Source organism: Streptomyces xanthophaeus, assembly GCF_000725805.1.
Taxonomy (GTDB): Bacteria; Actinomycetota; Actinomycetes; order Streptomycetales; family Streptomycetaceae; genus Streptomyces; species Streptomyces xanthophaeus.
In genome coordinates this window covers 1-22,386 of record NZ_JOFT01000039.1, presented here as the reverse complement: position 1 = coordinate 22,386, position 22,386 = coordinate 1, and the positions used below count along the sequence as shown (strand labels likewise).

The 22,386-nt window shown below is 70.6% G+C and carries 22 protein-coding genes; 5 read left to right on the top strand and 17 right to left on the bottom strand.

Annotation, left to right across the window (positions count from 1 at the left end):
• Nucleotides 1-2: 2 nt before the first annotated feature.
• The 13 genes from IO30_RS0123770 to IO30_RS0123710 are packed head-to-tail and all read right to left on the bottom strand — an operon-like array spanning nt 3 to nt 14,238.
• Nucleotides 3-1,589 carry an NADH-quinone oxidoreductase subunit M gene (locus IO30_RS0123770; protein ID WP_031145943.1) on the bottom strand — a complete coding sequence of 529 codons (1,587 nt, stop codon included), beginning with the start codon at nt 1,587-1,589 and terminating at the stop codon, nt 3-5.
• 1 nt (nt 1,590) lies between these two features.
• Nucleotides 1,591-3,561, bottom strand: a complete 1,971-nt coding sequence (gene nuoL, locus IO30_RS0123765) for an NADH-quinone oxidoreductase subunit L (RefSeq protein ID WP_031145940.1) — start codon at nt 3,559-3,561, stop codon at nt 1,591-1,593.
• 12 nt (nt 3,562-3,573) lie between these two features.
• A complete protein-coding gene (nuoK, locus tag IO30_RS0123760) occupies nt 3,574-3,873 on the bottom strand; it encodes an NADH-quinone oxidoreductase subunit NuoK (RefSeq protein WP_030864698.1) in 300 nt (99 codons plus the stop codon).
• A complete protein-coding gene (locus tag IO30_RS0123755; protein ID WP_031145937.1) occupies nt 3,870-4,679 on the bottom strand; it encodes an NADH-quinone oxidoreductase subunit J in 810 nt (269 codons plus the stop codon). The genes nuoK and IO30_RS0123755 overlap by 4 nt, the downstream gene beginning before the upstream one ends.
• Complete coding sequence (gene nuoI, locus IO30_RS0123750; RefSeq protein ID WP_031145935.1) at nt 4,676-5,290, bottom strand: NADH-quinone oxidoreductase subunit NuoI; 615 nt, start codon at nt 5,288-5,290, stop codon at nt 4,676-4,678. The genes IO30_RS0123755 and nuoI overlap by 4 nt, the downstream gene beginning before the upstream one ends.
• Before the next feature lie 3 nt (nt 5,291-5,293).
• Nucleotides 5,294-6,664 carry an NADH-quinone oxidoreductase subunit NuoH gene (gene nuoH / locus IO30_RS0123745; RefSeq protein ID WP_031145933.1) on the bottom strand — a complete coding sequence of 457 codons (1,371 nt, stop codon included), beginning with the start codon at nt 6,662-6,664 and terminating at the stop codon, nt 5,294-5,296.
• Nucleotides 6,661-9,165: an NADH-quinone oxidoreductase subunit G gene (locus IO30_RS0123740; protein WP_031145931.1), complete on the bottom strand. Its 2,505-nt coding sequence runs from the start codon at nt 9,163-9,165 to the stop codon at nt 6,661-6,663. The genes nuoH and IO30_RS0123740 overlap by 4 nt, the downstream gene beginning before the upstream one ends.
• Entirely contained in the window at nt 9,162-10,511 is a 1,350-nt protein-coding gene (nuoF, locus tag IO30_RS0123735; RefSeq protein ID WP_031145928.1) for an NADH-quinone oxidoreductase subunit NuoF, read from the bottom strand. Before nuoF ends, IO30_RS0123740 begins: the two co-directional genes overlap by 4 nt.
• Nucleotides 10,511-11,245, bottom strand: coding sequence for an NADH-quinone oxidoreductase subunit NuoE (nuoE, locus tag IO30_RS0123730; protein ID WP_031145926.1), 735 nt, complete (start codon nt 11,243-11,245; stop codon nt 10,511-10,513). Before nuoE ends, nuoF begins: the two co-directional genes overlap by 1 nt.
• On the bottom strand, nt 11,242-12,567 hold the full coding sequence (locus IO30_RS0123725; RefSeq protein ID WP_031145925.1) for an NADH-quinone oxidoreductase subunit D: 1,326 nt from the start codon (nt 12,565-12,567) through the stop codon (nt 11,242-11,244). The genes nuoE and IO30_RS0123725 overlap by 4 nt, the downstream gene beginning before the upstream one ends.
• A complete protein-coding gene (locus IO30_RS0123720; RefSeq protein WP_031145923.1) occupies nt 12,567-13,313 on the bottom strand; it encodes an NADH-quinone oxidoreductase subunit C in 747 nt (248 codons plus the stop codon). Before IO30_RS0123720 ends, IO30_RS0123725 begins: the two co-directional genes overlap by 1 nt.
• The gene (locus IO30_RS0123715; RefSeq protein WP_031145921.1) at nt 13,310-13,864 is read right to left on the bottom strand and encodes a NuoB/complex I 20 kDa subunit family protein; all 555 of its coding nucleotides are present in this window, start codon (nt 13,862-13,864) and stop codon (nt 13,310-13,312) included. Before IO30_RS0123715 ends, IO30_RS0123720 begins: the two co-directional genes overlap by 4 nt.
• 14 nt (nt 13,865-13,878) lie before the next feature.
• Nucleotides 13,879-14,238, bottom strand: coding sequence for an NADH-quinone oxidoreductase subunit A (locus tag IO30_RS0123710; protein WP_031145920.1), 360 nt, complete (start codon nt 14,236-14,238; stop codon nt 13,879-13,881).
• An 817-nt stretch (nt 14,239-15,055) separates the two neighbouring features.
• On the opposite strand from IO30_RS0123710, the gene IO30_RS0123705 reads away from it, so the two are divergent.
• Together IO30_RS0123705 and IO30_RS0123700 are read left to right on the top strand one after the other, a co-directional pair.
• The gene (locus IO30_RS0123705) at nt 15,056-15,928 is read left to right on the top strand and encodes a C40 family peptidase (protein WP_031145918.1); all 873 of its coding nucleotides are present in this window, start codon (nt 15,056-15,058) and stop codon (nt 15,926-15,928) included.
• Between the two features lie 172 nt (nt 15,929-16,100).
• Entirely contained in the window at nt 16,101-16,379 is a 279-nt protein-coding gene (locus tag IO30_RS0123700) for a hypothetical protein (RefSeq protein ID WP_157853366.1), read from the top strand.
• A 66-nt stretch (nt 16,380-16,445) separates the two neighbouring features.
• Here the strand turns inward: IO30_RS0123700 and IO30_RS0123695 are convergent, their stop codons facing one another.
• Nucleotides 16,446-17,729, bottom strand: a complete 1,284-nt coding sequence (locus IO30_RS0123695; protein WP_031145914.1) for a geranylgeranyl reductase family protein — start codon at nt 17,727-17,729, stop codon at nt 16,446-16,448.
• A gap of 97 nt (nt 17,730-17,826) precedes the next feature.
• Between IO30_RS0123695 and IO30_RS0123685 the strand changes: the two genes are divergently transcribed.
• Nucleotides 17,827-18,453, top strand: coding sequence for a GNAT family N-acetyltransferase (locus tag IO30_RS0123685; protein ID WP_237403429.1), 627 nt, complete (start codon nt 17,827-17,829; stop codon nt 18,451-18,453).
• A 20-nt stretch (nt 18,454-18,473) separates the two neighbouring features.
• Here IO30_RS0123685 and IO30_RS0123680 read toward each other — a convergent pair whose 3' ends face one another.
• Both IO30_RS0123680 and IO30_RS0123675 read right to left on the bottom strand, forming a co-directional pair.
• Nucleotides 18,474-19,370 (bottom strand): glutaminase, encoded by an 897-nt coding sequence (locus IO30_RS0123680; protein WP_373316543.1) that lies wholly within the window; start codon nt 19,368-19,370, stop codon nt 18,474-18,476.
• A gap of 38 nt (nt 19,371-19,408) precedes the next feature.
• A complete protein-coding gene (locus IO30_RS0123675; RefSeq protein ID WP_031145908.1) occupies nt 19,409-20,101 on the bottom strand; it encodes a demethylmenaquinone methyltransferase in 693 nt (230 codons plus the stop codon).
• Nucleotides 20,102-20,378: 277 nt separating this feature from the next.
• Between IO30_RS0123675 and IO30_RS0123670 the strand changes: the two genes are divergently transcribed.
• Together IO30_RS0123670 and IO30_RS42125 are read left to right on the top strand one after the other, a co-directional pair.
• The gene (locus IO30_RS0123670; protein WP_031145906.1) at nt 20,379-21,296 is read left to right on the top strand and encodes a DUF3152 domain-containing protein; all 918 of its coding nucleotides are present in this window, start codon (nt 20,379-20,381) and stop codon (nt 21,294-21,296) included.
• A 54-nt stretch (nt 21,297-21,350) separates the two neighbouring features.
• Entirely contained in the window at nt 21,351-21,671 is a 321-nt protein-coding gene (locus tag IO30_RS42125; RefSeq protein WP_031145904.1) for a response regulator transcription factor, read from the top strand.
• Here the strand turns inward: IO30_RS42125 and IO30_RS0123660 are convergent.
• Nucleotides 21,637-22,281, bottom strand: coding sequence for an imidazolonepropionase-like domain-containing protein (locus IO30_RS0123660; protein ID WP_031145903.1), 645 nt, complete (start codon nt 22,279-22,281; stop codon nt 21,637-21,639). The two genes, IO30_RS42125 and IO30_RS0123660, sit on opposite strands and share 35 nt — an antisense overlap.
• Between the last annotated feature and the right edge of the window lie 105 nt (nt 22,282-22,386).

Genomic DNA, 22,386 nt, shown 5'->3' with positions numbered 1-22,386 from the left:
GCTCACTTCGCCGCCTCCACGTTCTCCACAGGCACGTCCGGCTTCGGGTCCGTCTGCTGCACGTCCGACATGGTGTGTTCCACCGCCGGGTTGACGATGTCGGTGAGCACCTTCGGGTAGACGCCCAGGCCGATCAGCAGCGCGATCAGCGGGGCGACCACCAGCACCTCCCGCAGGTGCAGGTCCGGCATGGTGCGGACCTCCTCCTTCAGGGGGCCGGTCATCGTGCGCTGGTAGAGCACCAGGGTGTACAGCGCGGCCAGCACGATGCCGACGGTGGCGATGATGCCGACGACCGGGTACCGGGCGAAGGTGCCGACCAGGACCAGGAATTCACTGACGAAGGGCGCGAGGCCCGGCAGTGAGAGGGTGGCGAGGCCGCCGATGAGGAAGGTGCCGGCGAGGACCGGGGCCACCTTCTGCACGCCGCCGTAGTCGGCGATGAGCCGGGAGCCGCGCCGCGAGATCAGGAATCCGGCGACGAGCATCAGTGCCGCCGTCGACAGGCCGTGGTTGACCATGTAGAGGGTGGCGCCGGACTGGCCCTGGGAGGTCATCGCGAAGATGCCCAGGATGATGAAGCCGAAGTGCGAGATCGAGGCGTAGGCGACCAGGCGCTTGATGTCCCGCTGCCCGACCGCGACCAGCGCACCGTAGATGATGCTGATCAGGGCGAGCACGAGGATCACCGGCGTGGCCCACTTGCTGGCCTCCGGGAAGAGCCCGAGGCAGAAGCGGAGCATCGCGAAGGTGCCGACCTTGTCGACGACCGCGGTGATCAGTACGGCGACCGGGGCGGTGGCCTCGCCCATCGCGTTCGGCAGCCAGGTGTGCAGCGGCCACAGCGGGGCCTTCACCGCGAAGGCGAAGAAGAAGCCGAGGAACAGCCAGCGTTCGGTGTTGGTCGCCATGTCGAGCGTGCCCGCGGCGCGGGCGGCGGCGATCTCCTGGAGCGAGAAGTTCCCGGCGACCACGTAGAGGCCGATGACGGCCGCCAGCATGATCAGGCCGCCGACCAGGTTGTAGAGGAGGAACTTGACCGCCGCGTACGAGCGCTGCGCGGCCGCGTTCTCGTCGGACCCGGAATGGGCCCGGTCCCCGAAGCCGCCGATGAGGAAGTACATCGGGATGAGCATGGCTTCGAAGAAGATGTAGAAGAGGAAGACGTCGGTGGCCTCGAAGGAGATGATCACCATCGCCTCGACCAGCAGGATCAGGGCGAAGAAGCCCTGGGTGGGCCGCCAGCGGGTGGAGCTGGTCTCCAGGGGGTCGGCGTCGTTCCAGCCGGCCGCGATCACGAAGGGGATCAGGAGCGCGGTGAGCCCGATGAGGACCACCCCGATCCCGTCCACGCCCAGTTCGTAGCGGACGCCGAAGTCGGCGATCCAGGGGCGGGACTCGGTGAGCTGGTAGCGGTCACCGCCCGGTTCGAAGCGGATCGCGACGAGCACGGCCAGGGCCAGGGTCGCCAGCGAGAACAGCAGCGCGAGCCACTTGGCGGCGGTCCTGCGGGCGGCCGGGACGGCCGCCGTGAGGATCGCGCCGACCGCGGGCACGGCCGCCGTCACCGTCAGAAGCGGGAATTCCATCTCACACCGCCCTCATCAGCAGGGTCGCGGCGATGAGGATCGCCGTGCCCCCGAACATCGAGACCGCGTAGCTGCGGGCGTAGCCGTTCTGGAGCTTGCGCAGCCGGCCGGAGAGCCCGCCCACCGAGGCGGCCGTCCCGTTGACCACCCCGTCGACGAGGCTGTGGTCGACGTACACGAGCGAGCGGGTCAGGTGCTCCCCGCCGCGTACGAGCACGACGTGGTTGAAGTCGTCCTGGTACAGGTCCCGGCGGGCCGCCCGGGTGAGGAGCGAGCCGCGCGGGGCGACGACCGGGACGGGCCTGCGTCCGTACATCGACCAGGCGATCGCGACACCGATGACCAGGACCGCCATGGTGGCCAGGGTGACCGTCATGGCGCTGACCGGCGGGTGGCCGTGCGCGTAGCCCGTGACGGGCTCGAGCCAGTTCACGAAACGGTCGCCGATGCTGAAGAACCCTCCCGCGAAGACGGATCCGAAGGCGAGCACGACCATGGGGATGGTCATCGACTTCGGGGACTCGTGAGGGTGGGGCATCTCCCCGGAGCCGTGCGGCGAAGCCGCGGGCTCATCGCCGGACACGGCACGTGCCACCGTCCCGTCCTGCTGCACCGCGCCGGAGGCTGTCGGCTGCCAGCGCTTCTCGCCGAAGAAGGTGAGGAGCATGACGCGGGTCATGTAGAAGGCGGTGATGCCCGCGCCGAGCAGGGTCACTCCGCCGAGGATCCAGCCCTCGGTGCCGCCCTTCGCGAAGGCCGCCTCGATGATCATGTCCTTGGAGAAGAACCCGGACAGGCCCGGGAAGCCGATGATCGCCAGGTAGCCGAGGCCGAAGGTGACGAAGGTGACCGGCATGTACTTCCTCAAGGCCCCGTACTTGCGCATGTCGACCTCGTCGTTCATCCCGTGCATCACGGAACCGGCGCCGAGGAAGAGACCCGCCTTGAAGAAGCCGTGCGTGACCAGGTGCATGATCGCGAACACGTAGCCGATCGGGCCGAGGCCCGCGGCGAGGATCATGTAGCCGATCTGCGACATCGTCGACCCGGCAAGGGCCTTCTTGATGTCGTCCTTCGCGCAACCGACGATCGCACCGAAGAGCAGCGTGACCGCGCCCACGACGGTGACGACCAGCTGGGCGTCGGGCGCCCCGTTGAAGATGGCGCCCGAGCGGACGATCAGGTACACGCCCGCGGTGACCATCGTCGCCGCGTGGATCAGGGCCGAGACCGGGGTCGGGCCCTCCATCGCGTCGCCGAGCCAGGACTGCAGCGGCACCTGCGCCGACTTGCCGCAGGCGGCCAGCAGCAGCATCAGGCCGATGGCCGTCAGGGTGCCTTCCGAGGCCTCGCCGGCCGCGCCGAGCACCGGCCCGAAGGCGAAGGTGCCGAACGTGGTGAACATCAGCATGATCGCGATCGACAGGCCGATGTCGCCGACGCGGTTGACCAGGAAGGCCTTCTTCGCGGCGGTGGCCGCGCTGGGCTTGTGCTGCCAGAAGCCGATCAGGAGGTAGGAGGCGAGGCCCACGCCCTCCCAGCCGAAGTACAGCAGCAGGTAGTTGTCGGCGATGACGAGCAGCAGCATCGCCGCGACGAACAGGTTCAGGTAGCCGAAGAAGCGGCGGCGGCGCTCGTCGTGCTCCATGTACCCGATCGAGTACACGTGGATGAGCGTGCCCACCCCGGAGATCAGCAGGACGAAGGTCATCGACAGCTGGTCCAGCTGGAAGGCCATCTCGGCCTGGAAGCCCTCGACGGGGATCCAGGTGAACAGCCGCTGGTGCAGGGTGCGGTCATCGGCGCCGCGCCCCAGCATGTCGGCGAAGAGCGCGACGCCGATGCCGAAGGAGACGGCCGCGAGCAGGGTGCCGATCCAGTGGCCGACCCGGTCGAGGCGCCGGCCGCCGCAGAGCAGCACCGCCGCTCCGAGCAGGGGCGCCGCCACCAGCAGCGCAATCAGATTCTCCACTGTGAACGCCCCTTACAGCTTCATCAGGCTGGCGTCGTCGACCGAGGCCGAGTGGCGGGTACGGAAGAGCGACACGATGATCGCCAGGCCCACCACGACCTCCGCGGCGGCGACGACCATCGTGAAGAACGCGATGATCTGGCCGTCGAGGTTGCCGTGCATGCGGGAGAAGGCGACGAAGGCGAGGTTGCAGGCGTTGAGCATCAGCTCCACGCACATGAACAGCACGATCGCGTTCTTGCGGATCAGCACACCGGCCGCGCCGATGGTGAACAGCAGGGCCGCCAGGTAGAGGTAGTTGACCGGATTCACTTCGAGGCCTCCTCTCGGCCGAGGCGCTCCGAAGAGGCCTGCTCCAGCGCCTTGAGGTCGTCCAGGGCCTCGGAGGAGACGTCCCGGATCTGGCCGCGGGCCCGCAGGGTCTGGTTGACGGTCAGCTCGGACGGGGTGCCGTCCGGGAGCAGACCGGCGACGTCCACCGCGTTGTGCCGGGCGTAGACGCCGGGGGCGGGCAGCGGCGGGAGCTGGACGCCCTCGCGGACGCGCTTCTCGGCGAGTTCGCGCTGGGTGGCGGCCCGCTCGGTGCGCTCGCGGTGGGTGAGGACCATCGCGCCGACGGCCGCGGTGATCAGCAGCGCGCCGGTGATCTCGAAGGCGAAGACGTACTTCGTGAAGATCAGCTGGGCCAGGCCCTCGACGTGTCCGGCGGAGTTGATCCGGCCGAGCCCGTTGAAGTGGGTGATCCCGGCCTGCCCGATGCCGGCGATCAGCAGGGTGCCGAAGCCGAGCCCGCACAGGACGGCGAGCCAGCGCTGGCCCTTGATGGTCTCCTTCAGGGAGTCGGCGGCGGTGACGCCGACGAGCATGACCACGAAGAGGAAGAGCATCATGATCGCGCCGGTGTAGACGACGACCTGGACGACGCCCAGGAAGTACGCCCCGTTGGCGAGGTAGAAGACGGCCAGGATGATCATCGTCCCGGCCAGGCTCAGCGCGCTGTGCACGGCCTTCTTCATCAAGATCGTGGCCAGCGCACCGATGACGGCGACCGTGCCGAGGATCCAGAACTGGACCGCCTCGCCCGTCGAGGTCAAGGAGGCGGCGGCGATGGCGCTCATGCCTGTACCTCCTCGGCGTCTTCCGCGGCCTCGTCCACGGCCTGGTCCGCGGGCACCTCGCCCTTGGAGACGGCCGTCTGCCGGACCGTGCCGGGGGCGGCCCCCGTCACCAGTCCGCGGTAGTAGTCCGTGTCCTCGGTGCCCGGAAACATCGAGTGCGGCGCCTCGACCATCCCCTCGGTGAGACCGGAGAGCAGCTGCTCCTTGGTGTAGATCAGCGACTCACGGCTGGCATCGGCCAGTTCGAACTCGTTCGTCATGGTCAGCGCCCGCGTCGGGCACGCCTCGACGCACAGCCCGCACAGGATGCAGCGGGCGTAGTTGATCTGGTAGACGGCGCCGTACCGCTCACCCGGGGAGTAGCGCTCCTCCTCGGTGTTGTCCGCGCCCTCCACGTAGATGGCGTCGGCGGGGCAGGCCCAGGCGCACAGCTCGCACCCGATGCACTTCTCCAGACCGTCCGGGTGCCGGTTGAGCTGGTGCCGTCCGTGGAAGCGCGGGGCAGTGGTCTTGTGCTGCTCCGGGTACTGCTCGGTGAGGCGCTTCTTGAACATGGCCTTGAAGGTCACGCCGAAGCCGGCCACCGGGTTCTGCCACTTGTCGTCGGACATGTCTCAACCCTCCTCTCGGTCGTTGTCGGTGGTCGCCCCGCCGCTGACGATCAGCTCCCGCTCGGTGCGGGGCCGCCTGCGCGGTACGGGTGCCAGGTGCTGGCCGGGCTTGGGCGGTACGGGGAACCCGCCCGCCAGCGGGTCGAAGGGCTCGGCCGCGGCCGCCCCGGCCTGTGCCGCCTGCACCTTCTCCCGCTTGTCGCGGAAGATGTCCGCGACGAAGGAGAGCAGCAGGATCGCCACGACCCCGCCGCCGACGTACAGGACGATCTCGCTCATGTCGTAGTTCTCGTTGCGCATCGCACGGACCGTCGCGACCAGCATCAGCCAGACCACCGAGACCGGGATCAGGACCTTCCAGCCGAGCTTCATCAGCTGGTCGTAGCGCACGCGTGGCAGCGTTCCGCGCAGCCAGATGAAGAAGAACAGCAGCAGCTGCACCTTCAGGACGAACCAGAGCATCGGCCACCAGCCGTGGTTCGCACCCTCCCAGAAGGAGCTGATGGGGTACGGGGCCCGCCAGCCGCCGAGGAACAGCGTGACCGAGACGGCCGAGACGGTGACCATGTTGATGTACTCGGCGAGCATGAACAGCGCGAACTTGATGGACGAGTACTCGGTGTTGAAGCCGCCGACCAGGTCGCCCTCGGACTCCGGCATGTCGAAGGGGGCGCGGTTCGTCTCGCCGACCATCGTGATGACGTAGATGATGAAGGACACCGGCAGCAGCACGATGAACCAGCGGCCCTCCTGGGCCTCCACGATCGCCGAGGTCGACATGGACCCGGAGTAGAGGAAGACCGAGGCGAAGGCGGCGCCCATCGCGATCTCGTAGGAGATCATCTGGGCGCAGGAGCGCAGGCCGCCGAGGAGCGGGTAGGTCGAGCCGGAGGACCAGCCCGCCAGGACGATTCCGTAGATCCCGACCGAGGCCACCGCGAGGATGTACAGCATCGCGATCGGCAGGTCGGTCAGCTGCATCGTGGTGCGCTGGCCGAAGATCGAGACCTCGTTGCCCGCCGGGCCGAAGGGGATCACCGCGATGGCCATGAAGGCCGGGATCGTCGCGATGATCGGGGCGAGGACGTAGACGACCTTGTCGGCCCGCTTGACGATCAGGTCTTCCTTCAGCATGAGCTTCACGCCGTCGGCGAGCGACTGGAGCATGCCCCAGGGGCCGTGCCGGTTGGGGCCGATGCGCAGCTGCATCCAGGCGACGACCTTGCGCTCCCACACGATGGAGAAGAGCACCATCACCATCAGGAAGGCGAAGCAGAACACCGCCTTGAGGACGACCAGCCACCAGACGTCCCGTCCGAAGAGGGACAGGTCCTCCGCGGCCAGCTGTACGAGGTCACCGGGTACCGCGTTCACGCTCCCACCTCCGCAGTGGTGTCGCGGGCGTCGGCGGGGGTCGCCGGGCCGATCCGGACGAGGGTGCCGGGGCGGGCTCCGGTGTCGGCGAGGACGCCCGAGCCCGTGGAGTTCAGCGGGAGCCAGACCACCCGGTCGGGCATCACGGTGACCCGCAGCGGGAGTTCCACGGAGCCGGCCGGGCCGGTCACCGCGAGGACGTCGCCGTCCTTGACGCCCGTCTCCGCGGCCGTGGCGGCCGACAGCCGGGCGGCGGCCTCGTGCCGGGTGCCCGCCAGGGCCTCGTCGCCCTCCTGGAGACGACCCAGGTCGAGCAGGAGCCGGTGGCCCGCGAGGACCGCCTCGCCCGCTCCGGGCCGGGGCAGCGGCGCCGGGTCGGTGGACTGCTCGCCGGGGAGCCCGCCCTCCCACGGCCCGAGCCGCTCCAGCTCCCGGCGTACGGCGTGCACGTCGGGCAGCGCGATCGGCCGGTCGGCCGCGTCGGCCAGCATGTGCAGCACGCGGGAGTCGGCGGGGGCCAGGCGGCGGGTCATCTGGTCGGGCTTGAGCGCGGCCTCGAACGGCCGGACCCTGCCCTCCCAGTTGATGAACGCGCCGGCCTTCTCGACGACCGCTGCCACCGGGAACACCACGTCCGCGTGGTCGGTGACCTCACCGGGCCGCAGTTCCAGGGAGACCACGAAGGCCTCCTGGAGGGCGAGCCGCGCACGGGCGGGGTCCGGCAGGTCGGTCACCTCGACGCCCGCGACCAGCAGCGCCGCCAGTTCGCCCGAGGCCGCTGCCTCGACGATCTGGCCGGTGTCGCGGCCGTAGCGGTGCGGGAGCTCGTCCACGCCCCAGGCGGTGGCGACCTCGTCGCGGGCCCGCGGGTCGGTGGCCGGGCGTCCGCCGGGGAGCAGGGACGGCAGCGCACCCGCCTCGACGGCGGCCCGCTCACCGGCCCGGCGCGGGATCCACACCAGCTCGGCCCCGGTCGCCGCTGCGGCGCGTACGGCCGCGGTCAGCGCGCCGGGCACCCCGGCGAGGCGCTCCCCGACGACGATGACGGCGCCGGACAGGCGCAGCGCCTCGGCGGCGGCAGCGCCGCCCTCCTCCAGGCCGGTGCGCGAGGCGAGGGCGTCCAGCCACTCGGGCTCGGTCCCGGGGGCGGCGGCCAGCAGGGTGCCGCCCGCCTTGTCCAGGCCGCGGGTGGCGAAGGGGGCGAGGGCGAAGGTCCGCTGCTTGTGCTTGCGGTGGGCCTTGCGCAGCCGCAGGAAGACGCCGGGGGCCTCCTCCTCGGCCTCGATGCCGACGAGCAGCACGGCGGGCGCCGCCTCCAGCGAGGTGTACGTGACTCCCTCGCCGTCGAGGTCCTTGCCGGTGCCGGCCACGGTGGCGGCCAGGAACTCGGCCTCCTCCGCGCTGTGCACGCGGGCCCGGAAGTCGATGTCGTTGGTGTCGAGCACCACCCGGGCGAACTTGGCGTACGCGTACGCGTCCTCGACGGTGAGCCGGCCGCCGGTCAGCACCCCGGCGCGGCCGCGGGCCGCGGCGAGTCCGGCGGCCGCGGCCTCAAGGGCCTCCGGCCAGCTCGCGGGCTCCAGGACGCCGGCCGCGCTGCGCACGAGCGGGGTGGTCAGCCGGTCCCGCTGCTGTGCGTAGCGGAACCCGAAGCGGCCCTTGTCGCAGACCCATTCCTCGTTGACCTCGGGGTCCTCGGCGGCCATCCGGCGCAGCACCTTGCCGCGGCGGTGGTCGGTCCGGGTCGCGCAGCCGCCCGCACAGTGCTCGCACACGCTCGGGGAGGAGACGAGGTCGAAGGGGCGGGAGCGGAACCGGTACGCGGCCGAGGTGAGGGCGCCGACCGGGCAGATCTGGATGGTGTTGCCGGAGAAGTAGGACTCGAAGGGGTCGCCCTCGCCGATGCCGACCTGCTGGAGCGCACCGCGTTCGAGCAGCTCGATCATCGGGTCGCCGGCGATCTCGTTGGAGAAGCGGGTGCAGCGCGCGCACAGCACGCACCGCTCGCGGTCCAGCAGCACCTGGGTGGAGATCGGGACCGGCTTCTCGTAGGTGCGCTTCCTGCCTTCGAAGCGGGACTCGGCGTTGCCGTGGGACATCGCCTGGTTCTGCAGCGGGCACTCGCCGCCCTTGTCGCAGACGGGGCAGTCCAGCGGGTGGTTGATGAGCAGCAGCTCCATCACCCCGCGCTGGGACTTGTCGGCGACCTCGGAGGTCAGCTGGGTCTTGACGACCATGCCGTCGGTGCAGGTGATGGTGCAGGAGGCCATCGGCTTGCGCTGGCCCTCGACCTCGACGATGCACTGGCGGCAGGCGCCGGCCGGGGAGAGGAGGGGGTGGTCGCAGAACCGGGGGATCTCGATGCCGAGCTGTTCGGCGGCCCGGATGACGAGGGTGCCCTTGGGTACCGACAGTTCGATGCCGTCGATGGTCAGGGAGACCGTGTTCTCCGGAACGGCTGCCTCGCCGCCACCGGCGGGAGCGTTAGTGGTGACGGTCATGCGTTCACCTCCGTGTCAGCCCAGAGGGTCGACTTCTTGGGGTCGAAGGGGCAGCCCTTGCCCGTGATGTGCTGCTCGTACTCCGCGCGGAAGTACTTGAGCGAGGAGAAGATCGGGCTGGCGGCGCCGTCTCCGAGCGCGCAGAACGACTTGCCGTTGATGTTGTCGGCGATGTCGTTCAGCTTGTCGAGGTCGGACATGACGCCCTGGCCCGCCTCGATGTCGCGGAGCAACTGGACGAGCCAGTAGGTGCCTTCGCGGCACGGGGTGCACTTGCCGCAGGACTCGTGGGCGTAGAACTCGGTCCACCGGGTGACGGCCCGCACGACGCAGGTCGTCTCGTCGAAGCACTGGAGCGCCTTGGTGCCGAGCATCGAGCCGGCCGCGGCCACGCCCTCGTAGTCCAGCGGGACGTCGAGGTGCTCGTCCGTGAACATGGGGGTGGAGGAGCCGCCCGGGGTCCAGAACTTCAGCCGGTGCCCGGGCCGCATCCCGCCGCTCATGTCGAGCAGCTGGCGCAGGGTGATGCCGAGCGGGGCCTCGTACTGGCCGGGTCCGGCGACGTGCCCGGAGAGCGAGTACAGGGTGAAGCCGGGGGACTTCTCGGTCCCCATCGCCTTGAACCAGTCCTTGCCCTTGTTCAGGATCGCGGGAACCGAGGCGATGGACTCGACGTTGTTGACGACAGTGGGGCAGGCGTAGAGGCCCTCGACGGCCGGGAAGGGGGGCCGCAGCCGGGGCTGGCCGCGCCGGCCTTCGAGGGAGTCGAGCAGTGCCGTCTCCTCGCCGCAGATGTACGCGCCCGCGCCCGCGTGCACCGTGATGTCGAGGTCGAGGCCGCTGCCGAGGATGTCCTTGCCGAGGTATCCGGCCGCGTACGCCTCGCGCACCGCCTCGTGCAGGCGCCGCAGGACCGGTACCGTCTCGCCGCGCAGGTAGATGAAGGCGTGCGCCGAGCGGATGGCGTAGCACGCGATGATCATTCCCTCGATGAGGGAGTGCGGGTTGGCGAAGAGCAGCGGGATGTCCTTGCAGGTTCCCGGCTCCGACTCGTCCGCGTTGACGACGAGGTAGTGCGGCTTGCCGTCGCCCTGCGGGATGAACTGCCACTTCATCCCGGTGGGGAAGCCCGCGCCGCCGCGTCCGCGCAGGCCCGAGTCCTTCACGTAGGCGATGAGGTCGTCCGGGGTCATCGCGAGGGCCTTGCGCAGGCCCTCGTAGCCCTCGTGGCGCCGGTAGGTCTCCAGCGTCCACGACCGGGGCTCGTCCCAGAAGGCGGACAGGACCGGGGCGAGGAGCTTCTCGGGACTCGTCCCGTTCTTACTGAGTTCAGTGGACACGGTCATCACTCCCCTCCCTCGGTGGTGGCCTCGCCCCGCGGGTGCACGATCGAGGTGTGGGATTCGCCGCGGGCGATGCGCAGGCCGATCAGGGAGGCGTGTCCGGCGCCGCCGGTGGCCTCGACCGCGCCCTCGCGCTCGTCCGGGAAACCGGCCAGGATCCTGGCCGTCTCCTTGTACGTGCACAGCGGCGCGCCCCGGGTCGGCTCGACCGGGCGGCCGGCCAGCAGGTCGTCGACCATGGCCTTGGCGGACTCGGGGGTCTGGTTGTCGAAGAACTCCCAGTTGACCATCACCACGGGGGCGTAGTCGCAGGCCGCGTTGCACTCGATGTGTTCGAGGGTGACCTTGCCGTCGGGGGTGGTCTCGTTGTTGCCGACCCCGAGGTGCTCCTTGAGCTCCTCGAAGATGGCGTCCCCGCCCATCACCGCGCACAGGGTGTTCGTGCAGACGCCGACCTGGTAGTCCCCGGAGGGCCCCCGCCGGTACATCGTGTAGAAGGTGGCGACGGCCGTGACCTCCGCGGTGGTCAGGCCCAGCACCTCGGCGCAGAAGCGGATGCCGGTGCGCGAGACGTGGCCCTCCTGCGACTGGCACAGGTGCAGCAGCGGCAGGAGCGCGCTGCGGCTGTCGGGGTAGCGGGCGATGACCTCGGCGGCGTCCGCGGCGAGCCGCTCGCGTACCTCCGCCGGATAGTCGGGGGCGGGCAGCTGGGGCATGCCCAGGGAAATGTCCGTCATCGGTCGACGCCTCCCATCACGGGGTCGATGGAGGCGACGGCGACGATGACGTCGGCGACCTGGCCGCCTTCGCACATCGCGGCCATGGCCTGCAGGTTGGTGAAGGACGGGTCGCGGTAGTGGACCCGGTAGGGGCGGGTGCCGCCGTCGGAGACGACGTGGACCCCGAGTTCGCCCTTGGGTGACTCGACGGCCGCGTAGACCTGCCCGGCGGGGACCCGGAAGCCTTCGGTCACCAGCTTGAAGTGGTGGATGAGGGCCTCCATGGAGGTGCCCATGATGTTCCTGATGTGGTCGAGCGAGTTGCCGAGCCCGTCCGGGCCCATGGCGAGCTGCGCGGGCCAGGCGATCTTCTTGTCGGCGACCATGACCGGGCCCGGCTCCAGCCGGTCCAGGCACTGCTCGACGATCCGCAGGGACTGGCGCATCTCCTCCAGGCGGATCAGGAACCGCCCGTAGGAGTCGCAGGTGTCGGTGGTCGGTACGTCGAACTCGTAGTCCTCGTAGCCGCAGTACGGGTCCGACTTGCGCAGGTCGTGCGGCAGGCCGGCGGAGCGCAGGACCGGGCCGGTGGCGCCGAGCGCCATGCAGCCGGTGAGGTCGAGGTAGCCGACGTCCTGCATGCGGGCCTTGAAGATGGGGTTGCCGGTGGCGAGCTTGTCGTACTCCGGCAGGTTCTTCTTCATGGTCTTGACGAACTCGCGCAGCTGGTCGACCGCGCCGGGGGGCAGGTCCTGGGCGAGGCCGCCGGGGCGGACGAACGCGTGGTTCATGCGCAGGCCGGTGATCAGCTCGAAGACGTCGAGGATCAGCTCGCGGTCCCGGAACCCGTAGATCATGATCGTGGTCGCGCCGAGCTCCATGCCGCCGGTGGCGATGCACACCAGGTGCGAGGAGAGCCGGTTGAGCTCCATCAGCAGGACGCGGATGACGGTGGCGCGGTCGGGGATCTGGTCGGTGATGCCGAGGAGCTTCTCGACGCCGAGGCAGTACGCCGTCTCGTTGAAGAAGGGCGTCAGGTAGTCCATGCGCGTCACGAAGGTGGTGCCCTGCGTCCAGTTCCGGAATTCGAGGTTCTTCTCGATGCCGGTGTGCAGGTAGCCGATGCCGCAGCGGGCTTCGGTGACCGTCTCGCCGTCGATCTCCAGGATCAGCCGGAGCACGCCGTGGGTGGACGGGTGCTGCGGGCCCATGTTGACGACGATCCGCTCGTCGTCGGCCTTGGCCGCCGACTGGACGACCTCGTCCCAGTCGCCGCCGGTGACGGTGTAGACGGTGCCTTCGGTGGTCTCGCGCGCGGAGGCGTGGTTTGACGTGGACATCAGCTGTACGACCTCCGCTGGTCGGGAGCCGGGATCTGGGCGCCCTTGTACTCGACGGGGATGCCGCCGAGCGGGTAGTCCTTGCGCTGCGGGAAGCCCTGCCAGTCGTCCGGCATCATGATCCGGGTGAGGGCCGGGTGCCCGTCGAAGACGAGGCCGAAGAAGTCGTAGGCCTCGCGCTCGTGCCAGTCGTTCGTCGGGTAGACCGCGACGAGCGAGGGCAGGTGCGGGTCGGCGTCCGGCACGGACACCTCCAGCCGCACGATCCGGCCGTGGGTGAGCGAGCGCAGGTGGTAGACCGCGTGCAGTTCGCGGCCCTTGTCGCCGGGGAAGTGCACGCCGGAGACGCCCGTGCAGAGCTCGAAGCGCAGGGCCGGGTCGTCGCGCAGGGTGGAGGCGACCCGTACGAGGTGCTCGCGGGCGATGTGGAAGGTGAGCTCGCCCCGGTCGACCACCGTCTTCTCGATGGCGTTCTCCGGGACCAGGTCCTGCTCCTCCAGGGCGCCTTCGAGTTCGTCGGCGACCTCGTCGAAGTAGGAGCCGTAGGGGCGGCTCGTCGCGCCGGGCAGGGCCACGGTGCGCACGAGGCCGCCGTAGCCGCTGGTGTCCCCGCCGCCCCCGGCCCCGAACATGCCCTTGCGGACGCCGATGACCTCCGGGCCCTGGGCGCGCGGCGCAGGGACGTTGCTGCCGTTGGCCTCGTCGCCGCCGGCGGTGCCGTTCTCCGGCTCTTGGGTCTCGCTCACCGGAGCAGCCCCTTCATCTCGATGATGGGGAGGGCCTTGAGGGCCGCCTCCTCCGCCTCGCGTGCCGCCTCTTCCCGGTTCACGCCGAGCTTGCCGCCCTGGATCTTCTGGTGGAGCTTGAGGATCGCGTCCATCAGCATCTCGGGGCGCGGCGGGCAGCCGGGCAGGTAGATGTCCACCGGGACGATGTGGTCGACGCCCTGGACGATGGCGTAGTTGTTGAACATTCCGCCTGAAGATGCACAAACCCCCATGGAAATGACCCATTTGGGAGCGGGCATCTGGTCGTACACCTGCCGCAGCACCGGCGCCATCTTCTGGCTGACCCGGCCGGCCACGATCATCAGGTCGGCCTGGCGCGGCGAACCGCGGAAGACCTCCATGCCGAAGCGGGCCAGGTCGTAGCGGCCCGCGCCCGTGGTCATCATCTCGATGGCGCAGCAGGCGAGGCCGAAGGTCGCGGGGAAGACGGATGACTTGCGCACCCAGCCCGCGGCCTGTTCGACGGTGGTCAGCAGAAAGCCGCTCGGCAGCTTCTCTTCCAGTCCCATGGAAATTCAGCCCCTCAGTCCCATTCCAGGCCGCCGCGGCGCCAGACGTAGGCGTAGGCGACGAAGACGGTGAGCACGAAGAGCAGCATCTCGACGAGCCCGAAGATCCCCAGGGAGTCGAAGGTGACGGCCCAGGGGTAAAGGAAGACGACCTCGATATCGAAGATGATGAAGAGCATCGCCGTCAGGTAGTACTTGATGGGGAAGCGACCGCCGCCGGCCGGCATCGGAGTCGGCTCGATGCCGCACTCATACGCTTCAAGCTTTGCCCGGTTGTACCGTTTTGGACCGATCAGCGTGGCCATGACCACGGAGAAGATCGCAAACCCTGCGCCGAGGGCGCCGAGCACGAGGATGGGCGCGTACGCATTCACGCTCCTCGCTCCTTCCAGTCGTCCTTGACCGTTGGACCGCTGCACCGGCTGGGGTGTCCCCCAGCGGGAGCTGAGGGAAGTGCCCCGCCTCGCGAAGATCGTGTACATGTGAGGCAGTTCACAAGCCGGACTGCTGCGCATCTTATGCCCGCTCGTCTGTGATCTGCGACACGGGTAACAACAACGAGTTTGTGATCTCCACCACCTGACGAACGATCATGAAGTCCGATGAGTGGTGATCTTCGTACGCGAAGCAGCCACATGATCACCAAAGGTGACATCCAAGCTCGTTACCGCAGGTAGGGAGCGCGTCGCCCTATCAAACGGTGGCCCGTGCAGGCAAATTGGTATCCCGCTGGCGGTCGTGATAAAGGATTTCGCGTCGCCCGGTCGGGGGAAACCGCGCATACGGAGGTGGACGCGGGGCACGCGCAGGGCGCGGCGGCCACCCCCGTGTGCGTCCGTTCACGAACCCGCGCGCACCCCTCCCGCAGCGGTTGTGCGGCGATCCCTTCACAACGAGGGCACGGCCGGGTCACAGCGTCCGCACAGGGCTGCCCGGATGTGACCTGCGTCACTCGGAATCGGTGCTACCGAAAGAGGGCTTGGCCAACTGTCCGTAGGGATGCTAGGCCGAGGATCAATTGGGACTTATTGCGGAAACCCCATGATCACAGCCCTGTGCAGGCGTGTCCGATTCGCCCGTTACGGCGTCAAAACGCTGCGCGACGCGCCCGGTTAGCACCCTTCGCGCACAACTGTGGCGCAACCCACGTTTCTTGAAGGGAACCCGGACCCCCTGATAGCGGTTGTTCTCATGTCCCACACCGCTCACATACCCAGCCACCGGAAGCCCCGCCGCAGCGCCTCGAAGCTCGCGGTCCGCGCCGGAGTTGCCGGTGGCGTCCTCAGCACCCTGGCGATGGCCGGCACCGCGAGTGCGACCCCGTCCGCCGAGCCCGTGGCCGAGACGACGCTCGAAATGCCGGTCCTCGACGTGGACCTGGCCGCCGAGGTCTCCTCCGCCGTCACCACCGCCGCCGAGAACACCCGCTCGGCCGCCGTCGAGGGCGAACTGACCGCCCAGGAGGAGAGCGCCCGCACCGGCGCTGCCGCCGAGGCGAAGAAGGCGAAGGAAGACGCCCAGCAGAAGGCCGACTCGGAGAAGAAGGCTCAGGAGGAGGAGGCCCGCAAGGCCGAGGCCGAGCGCGCCAACCGCAGCTCCGCCCGCGCCTCGCTGAGCACCAAGGCCACCTCCAACGGCTCCACGGGCTCCGGCAACACCGCCGCCACCCCGAGCAAGGAGAGCGGCAACTACGTCTCCGCGCCGGCCACCGGCTCCGCCGCCGCCATCGTGAACTTCGCCCGCGCCCAGGTCGGCAAGGCGTACGTCCGAGGCGGCACCGGCCCCTCCTCGTACGACTGCTCCGGCCTCGTGCAGGCCGCGTACCGCGCCGCCGGCATCACCCTGCCGCGCGTCTCCGGCGCCCAGTCCTCCATGGGCACCTCCGTCTCGCTGAGCAACCTCCAGCCGGGCGACATCCTCTACTGGGGCAGCCGCAGCGGCTCGTACCACGTCGCCATCTACTCCGGCGGCGGCAAGTTCATCGGCGCGCAGAACCCCAGCACGGGCATCGTCGAGACCAACATGAACTACGACAAGCCGTCGGGCGCCGTCCGCATCCTCTGAGCCCCGCTCGGAAGACCACGGCACCACGAAAGGCCGGTACTCCCCCGCTCGGGGGCGGAGTACCGGCCTTTCGGCCTGCCCGGACCACCGCGCCCGGGGTGCCGCAGCCCCGGAGCCCCCTGAGAAGATGGCCGGGCGCGCCCTGACGTTCGAGACCTGGAGGTGGTGGTCCGTGAGCGGACTGCCGGACGAGGACCACGGCACCGGCGAGCGCACCGACGACCGCAGCGCCGACCCCACCGCGGCGCCCGCGGCGCTCGGGCTGGGCCTGCTGGCCGTGGGCGGCTGGCTGCTGACCACCGCCCGCCCCTGGGACAAGCCGGGGCACCCGCTGGCCCTGGCTCTCGGCTGGAGCGCCTCCGCGGCCCTCCTGCTGTGCGGACTGGTGCTGGTGGCCCGCTCCGTACGCGCCGTGCACACCGCCCCGGACGGCTCCGGGGCGCAGGACTGACACGAAAGGGGCGCGGAACCGGCAGAACCGGCCCGCGCCCCCTCCGGACTCCTCCTGGGCCCGGCCCTAGGCCTTCGGGGCCACCTTCGAGAGGCCGTTGATGATGCGGTCCATCGCGTCGCCGCCCGTCGGGTCGGTCAGGTTCGCCAGCATCTTCAGCGTGAACTTCATCAGCAGCGGGTGGGTCAGGCCGCGCTGCGTGGCGACCTTCATGACCTTCGGGTTGCCGATCAGCTTCACGAAGGCGCGGCCCAGCGTGTAGTAGCCGCCGTACGTCTCCTTGAGCACCTTCGGGTACGAGTGCAGGGCCAGTTCGCGCAGGGCCGGGGTGGACCGGGCGTGCGCCTGCACGATGACCTCGGCCGCGATCTGCCCCGACTCCATGGCGTAGGCGATGCCCTCGCCGTTGAACGGGTTGACCAGGCCGCCCGCGTCACCGACCAGCAGCAGGCCCTTGGTGTAGTGCGGCTGCCGGTTGAAGGCCATCGGCAGGGCCGCGCCGCGGATCGGCTGCGTCATGTTCTCCGGGGTGTAGCCCCAGTCCTCCGGCATGGACGCGCACCAGGCCTTGAGGACCTCGCGCCAGTCCAGCTCCTTGAAGGCGGACGAGGAGTTGAGGATGCCGAGGCCCACGTTGGACGTGCCGTCACCCATGCCGAAGACCCAGCCGTAGCCGGGCAGCAGCCGGTCCTCGGCGCCGCGCCGGTCCCACAGCTCCAGCCACGACTCCAGGTAGTCGTCGTCGTGCCGGGGCGAGGTGAAGTACGTACGGACCGCGACGCCCATCGGACGGTCCTCGCGCCGGTGCAGACCCATCGCCAGGGACAGCCGGGAGGAGTTGCCGTCGGCCGCGACGACCAGCGGGGCGCTGAAGGTGACCGGGACCTTCTCCTCACCCAGCTTCGCCTGCACACCGGTGATGTGGCCGGTGCGCGGGTCACGGACGGGCTCGCCGACGTTGCAGCGCTCGTACAGCCGCGCGCCGGCCTTCTGCGCCTGCCGGGCCAGGGTCTCGTCGAAGTCGTCGCGCTTGCGCACGAGTCCGTAGTCCGGGAAGGAGGCGAGTTCCGGCCAGTCCAGCTGGAGCCGCTGGCCGCCGCCGATGATCCGCAGGCCCTTGTTCCGCAGCCAGCCGGCCTCTTCCGAGATGTCGATGCCCATCGACACCAACTGCTTGGTGGCGCGCGGGGTCAGTCCGTCGCCGCAGACCTTCTCGCGCGGGAACGCCGTCTTCTCCAACAGCAGTACGTCGAGTCCGGCCTTGGCGAGGTAGTACGCGGTGGTCGCGCCGGCGGGCCCGGCACCGACGACGATCACATCCGCGGAGTGTTCGGAGAGGGGCTCGGTCACGGCTGGGTCTCCCGAAGGCTCGATATAGGGTGCCAGGCGGCACCGGACATGTGCAGTCTATGCAGCGAGAGAGATAGCGATCAGAAGGGTCTCCCCGTTGACCAGCTCGCCCAGCTCAGCCCTGCCCACGCCCGCGTCCGCGTCGGGCGCCCCGGCCCGGTCGCTCCCTCCCGTACGGCTGCGCGTGCCGACGGACGAGGACGCGCACGCCTGGCACCGCATCTTCGACGACTCCGACGTCATGGAATTCCTGGGCGGGCCCGCCGAACTGTCCGCGTACGAGGAGTTCACCGCGCGCCAGCGCATGCACGACGCCCAGCTCGGCTACTGCCTGTGGACCCTGCTGGACGCGGAAGGCACGGTGATCGGCTTCACCGGGGCCCAGCCCTGGCCCCTGGACTGGGGTCCGGTCGGCGAGACCGAGATCGGCTGGCGGCTCGGCCGCGAGCACTGGGGCCGCGGGTACGCGTACGCCGCCGCCCTCGCCACCGTCGAGCGGGTGCGCGAGGCAGGCGTACCGCACGTCGTCGCGATGATCGACGCCCGCAACACCCGTTCGGTGGCGGTCGCGGAACGCCTCGGGATGGACGTGGCCGAGGAGTTCACCAGCCCGCGCGGAAACCCGGGCCGCCGCTACCGGCTGGAGCTCGCCGCGGACCTGGAGAAGGCCGGAGCGGGTGCCGGAGCGGGGACCGGGGTCCAGGACGCCGTAGCCGAGGTCTAGGACGCCGGTCGGGCCGGGCCTCAGAAGACCGAGAGCCCCGTCAGGGTCGTGAACCGGTCGAGGGCCGCCACACCCGCGACGGAGTTGCCCCGGGCGTCCAGCCCGGGGCTCCACACCGCCACGGTGCACCGGCCCGGGACGACCGCGACGATCCCGCCGCCCACCCCGCTCTTGCCGGGCAGCCCGACGCGGTAGGCGAACTCGCCCGCCGCGTCGTACGTCCCGCAGGTCAGCATGACCGCGTTGATCTGCTTGGACTCGCTGCGCGTCAGCAGGCGCGAACCGTCGGCCCGCAGCCCGTGCCGGGCCAGGAAGCGTCCGGCGCGGGCCAGGTCGGCGCAGCTCATCTCGATGGAGCACTGCCAGAAGTAGTGCTCCAGCAGGGCCGGGACCGGGTTGTCGATGTTCCCGTACGAGGCCATGAAGTGCGCCACGGCCGCGTTGCGGTCGCCGTGCTCCTGCTCGGAGGCCGCCACCTCGGCGTCGAAGGACAGCTCCGGGTTCTGGCTCTCCTCCCGCAGGAAGCCGAGCAGTTCGCTGCTCGCGTCGCCGGTCAGCGTCTGGAGCCGGTCGGTGACCACGAGCGCGCCCGCGTTGATGAACGGGTTGCGCGGGATGCCGTTCTCGTACTCCAGCTGCACCAGCGAGTTGAAGGGATTGCCGGAGGGCTCCCGGCCGACCCGCTCCCACAGGCTGTCGCCGCCCTCGGCCAGGGCCAGGGCGAGCGCGAACACCTTGGTGACGGACTGCGTGGAGAAGGGCACCTGCCAGTCCCCCACCCCGAAGACGTTGCCTTCGAGGTCGGCGACGGCCATGCCGAACCGCTTCGGGTCCACAGACGCCAGCGCCGGGATGTACTCGGCGGGGGTGCCGCTGCCCACCAGCGGCGCCACGTCGTTCGCGATGCTCTCCAGCAGGGCCGCGTAGTCGAGGGGATCGGTGTCCGGCACGGCGGTCAGGCCTTGGTGCCCCGGTGCAGCGCGACGATGCCGCCGCTGAGGTTGCGCCAGGCGGTCCTGGACCAGCCGGCCTTCTGCAGGAGGGCGGCCAGCGCCGGCTGGTCGGGCCACTCGCGGACGGACTCGGCGAGGTAGACGTACGCGTCGGGGTTGGAGGAGACCACCCGGGCCACGGGCGGCAGGGCCCGCATCAGGTACTCCATGTAGACGGTGCGGAACGGCGCCCAGGTGGGCTGCGAGAACTCACAGATGACGACCTGGCCGCCGGGCTTGGTCACCCGGTACAACTCGCGCAGGGCCGCGTCGGTGTCCTGGACGTTGCGCAGTCCGAAGGAGATCGTCACGCTGTCGAAGACCTCGTCCTTGAACGGGAGCTTCGTCGCGTCACCGGCGGTCAGCGGCAGCCACGGGTTGCGCTTCTTGCCCTCGCGGAGCATCCCGAGGGAGAAGTCGCAGGGGACGACGTACGCGCCGGCCGCGGCGAAGGGCAGCGAGGAGGTCGCCGTCCCGGCGGCCAGGTCCAGGACCAGCTGGCCGGGGCGGGCGGCGACCGCCTTGGCGACCTCCTTGCGCCAGAGCCGGGCCTGGCCGAGGGAGATCACGTCGTTGGTGAGGTCGTAGTTCGCCGCCACACCGTCGAACATGGAGGCGACTTCGTGCGGCTGCTTGTCCAGGGAAGCGCGGGTCACTGGCGTTGGCCCCTCGGGGTGCGATGCGGATCGTCGGGTACGTCCCCATCCTCTCAGGGCCCGGGCCCCGCTCCCGCCGGGGGCTCCACCGCTGCGGACACCGGGCCCGTACGGCCACGGACACGGGGCGCCGGGGCAGCACAACTGGCCCGAAGGACAGTTACGCGGGCCCGGTGGATCCGCGTTGACTGGCGGGCATGCGGCCCGGTGAGGGTCACCCGCCGGGTCCCGCAGGCTCATGGTCCGGCCTCGGCCGCCACGAACAGAGGGCTTCACGATGCCGGCAGGCCATACCGACGGTCGCTCCCGCCTCAGCCCGCGCGCCAGACGCCGGGCGGAGCGGCGCAGGCGGCTGCGGCGTACGATCCTCGGCTCGGCGGCACTGATCGCGGCCTCCGCGGCCGTCTACGTCCTGGTGCCTTCGCAGGACACCGCCGCCGTCGCGGACGGGCGCCCGGCGGCCCGGCCGGAGCCGCAGGACGCCGCCACCGCCCCCGGCGACGGCGCGGACGCGGCCCCGCAAGGCGGCCAGCGCTCCCCCGGCCCCGCCCCCTCCACCGCCGCCCCGTCGTCCCCGGCCGCGCCCGCCCCGGCCTCGCCCACGCCCGCGGCCTCCGCCTCCGCCCCGGCGCCCGCCAAGCCGGGCACCTTCGCGGCGTCCGCGGCCTCCGGGCAGCCCCAGGGCAAGGGGACCGCGCTGCGCTGGCGGCTGGAGACCGAGGAGGGCAGCGGGGTCGACCCGGACACCGCCGCCCGCGCCGTGGAGAAGATCCTGGGCGACCCGCGCGGCTGGACCAGGGACCCGGCGTACGGCTTCCAGCTCGTCGGAGCGGGCCAGCCGGTGGACTTCACCGTCAAGATCGCCACTCCCACGACCACCGACCGGCTCTGCGAGGTGGTCACCCCCGAGCTGATCGGCGAGACCAACTGCCGGGCCGGGCACACGGTCGTGGTGAACCTCAAGCGCTGGCAGGAGGGCTCGCCCCAGTTCAGCGGCACCGTGGAGGAGTACCGGGCGCTGATCGTCAACCACGAGGTCGGCCACGAACTGGGCCGCGAGCACGAGACCTGCCCGGGCCCCGGAAAGCCCGCACCGGCGATGATGCAGCAGATCAAGGGACTGCTCGGCTGCAAGTCCAACGCCTGGCCGTTCGACGGCGACGGAACCTATCTGTCGGGCCCGCGCGTCCCTTAGGCAGGGAGAGCCGGGCCGCACCGTGGCCCGGCCGGGGGCGAGGAGTGGTCAACCGTGCGCGTCGTCAGCTTCAGCGTCCCGGCCTGGTTCCCGCCGGACGGGGAAGGGGCCCGGCGGGAAGCTCCGTCCACGGCCCAGCTCACCGAACAGGAGTCGGCGGTGTTCCTGTGCCTGGCGACCGGAGCCTCCAACGCGGAGCTCGCCGGGGAACTCCAGCTGTCCGTCAGCACGGTCAAGTTCCACGTGGTCAACATCCGGGCCAAGCTGGGCGGGATCAGCCGCCTCCAGGCCTGCCTGCTGGCGGCCCTGGCCCGGGAGTCCGCGGGCGGCCCGCCGCGCCTCAGCGACGGCGGTGGAGCAGCCGGCCCCCGATGACCGTGGCCACGCAGGTGGTCGCGCCCCGCACCAGCAACTCCGCCTCGTCCGCGACCGCGAAGACCGCGAAGCGGGCCGGGACGCCTTCCTCCAGGACCCCGTGGAAGGCCTGTCCGGCCGTGTCCCGTCCGGCGAACGGGTCCAGCGAGGGCTGCCCCTCGTACGGGGCCGGGGGCAGGGCCGTCAGACCCGAGCGGACCACCGCCGTGCGCACCGCCGGGACCGTGAGGCGGCCGGTCACCGCCACCACCCCGCGGGCCAGCAGCTTCTGCGTGCCGCGGCGGGCGCTGTTGCCCCAGCGCGCCTCGGTCATCTTCAGCGCGTCCAGCTCGGCTTCCCCGCGGATCGGCTCGCTGCCGAGCTCGGTGACCTCGTAGGGGTCGTCCGGGTAGTACGTCCGCTCCAGCAGGGCGTCCGCCCCGCGGACGAACAGGCCCGGGGTGAGCACTCCGGGCCAGCGGCGGGCGCGGGCGTGCGGATAGGCCGCGCCGAGGGACGCGTACGTTCCCACGCGGGCGATCCGGTCTCCTTCGACGAGCACCGCACCGCCGGGCAGCGGGACGGCGCCCGGCCCGGCGACGAGGAGTTCGGCGGTGTGAAGCGTCAGCACGGCAGGGTCAGTTCGTCGCGATGAGCTTCAGTTCGGGGTGTGCGGTGCCGCCTTCGATGGCGGTGGAGGAGATGTGCGAGACCACGCGCTCGTCGGCCGGGTCGT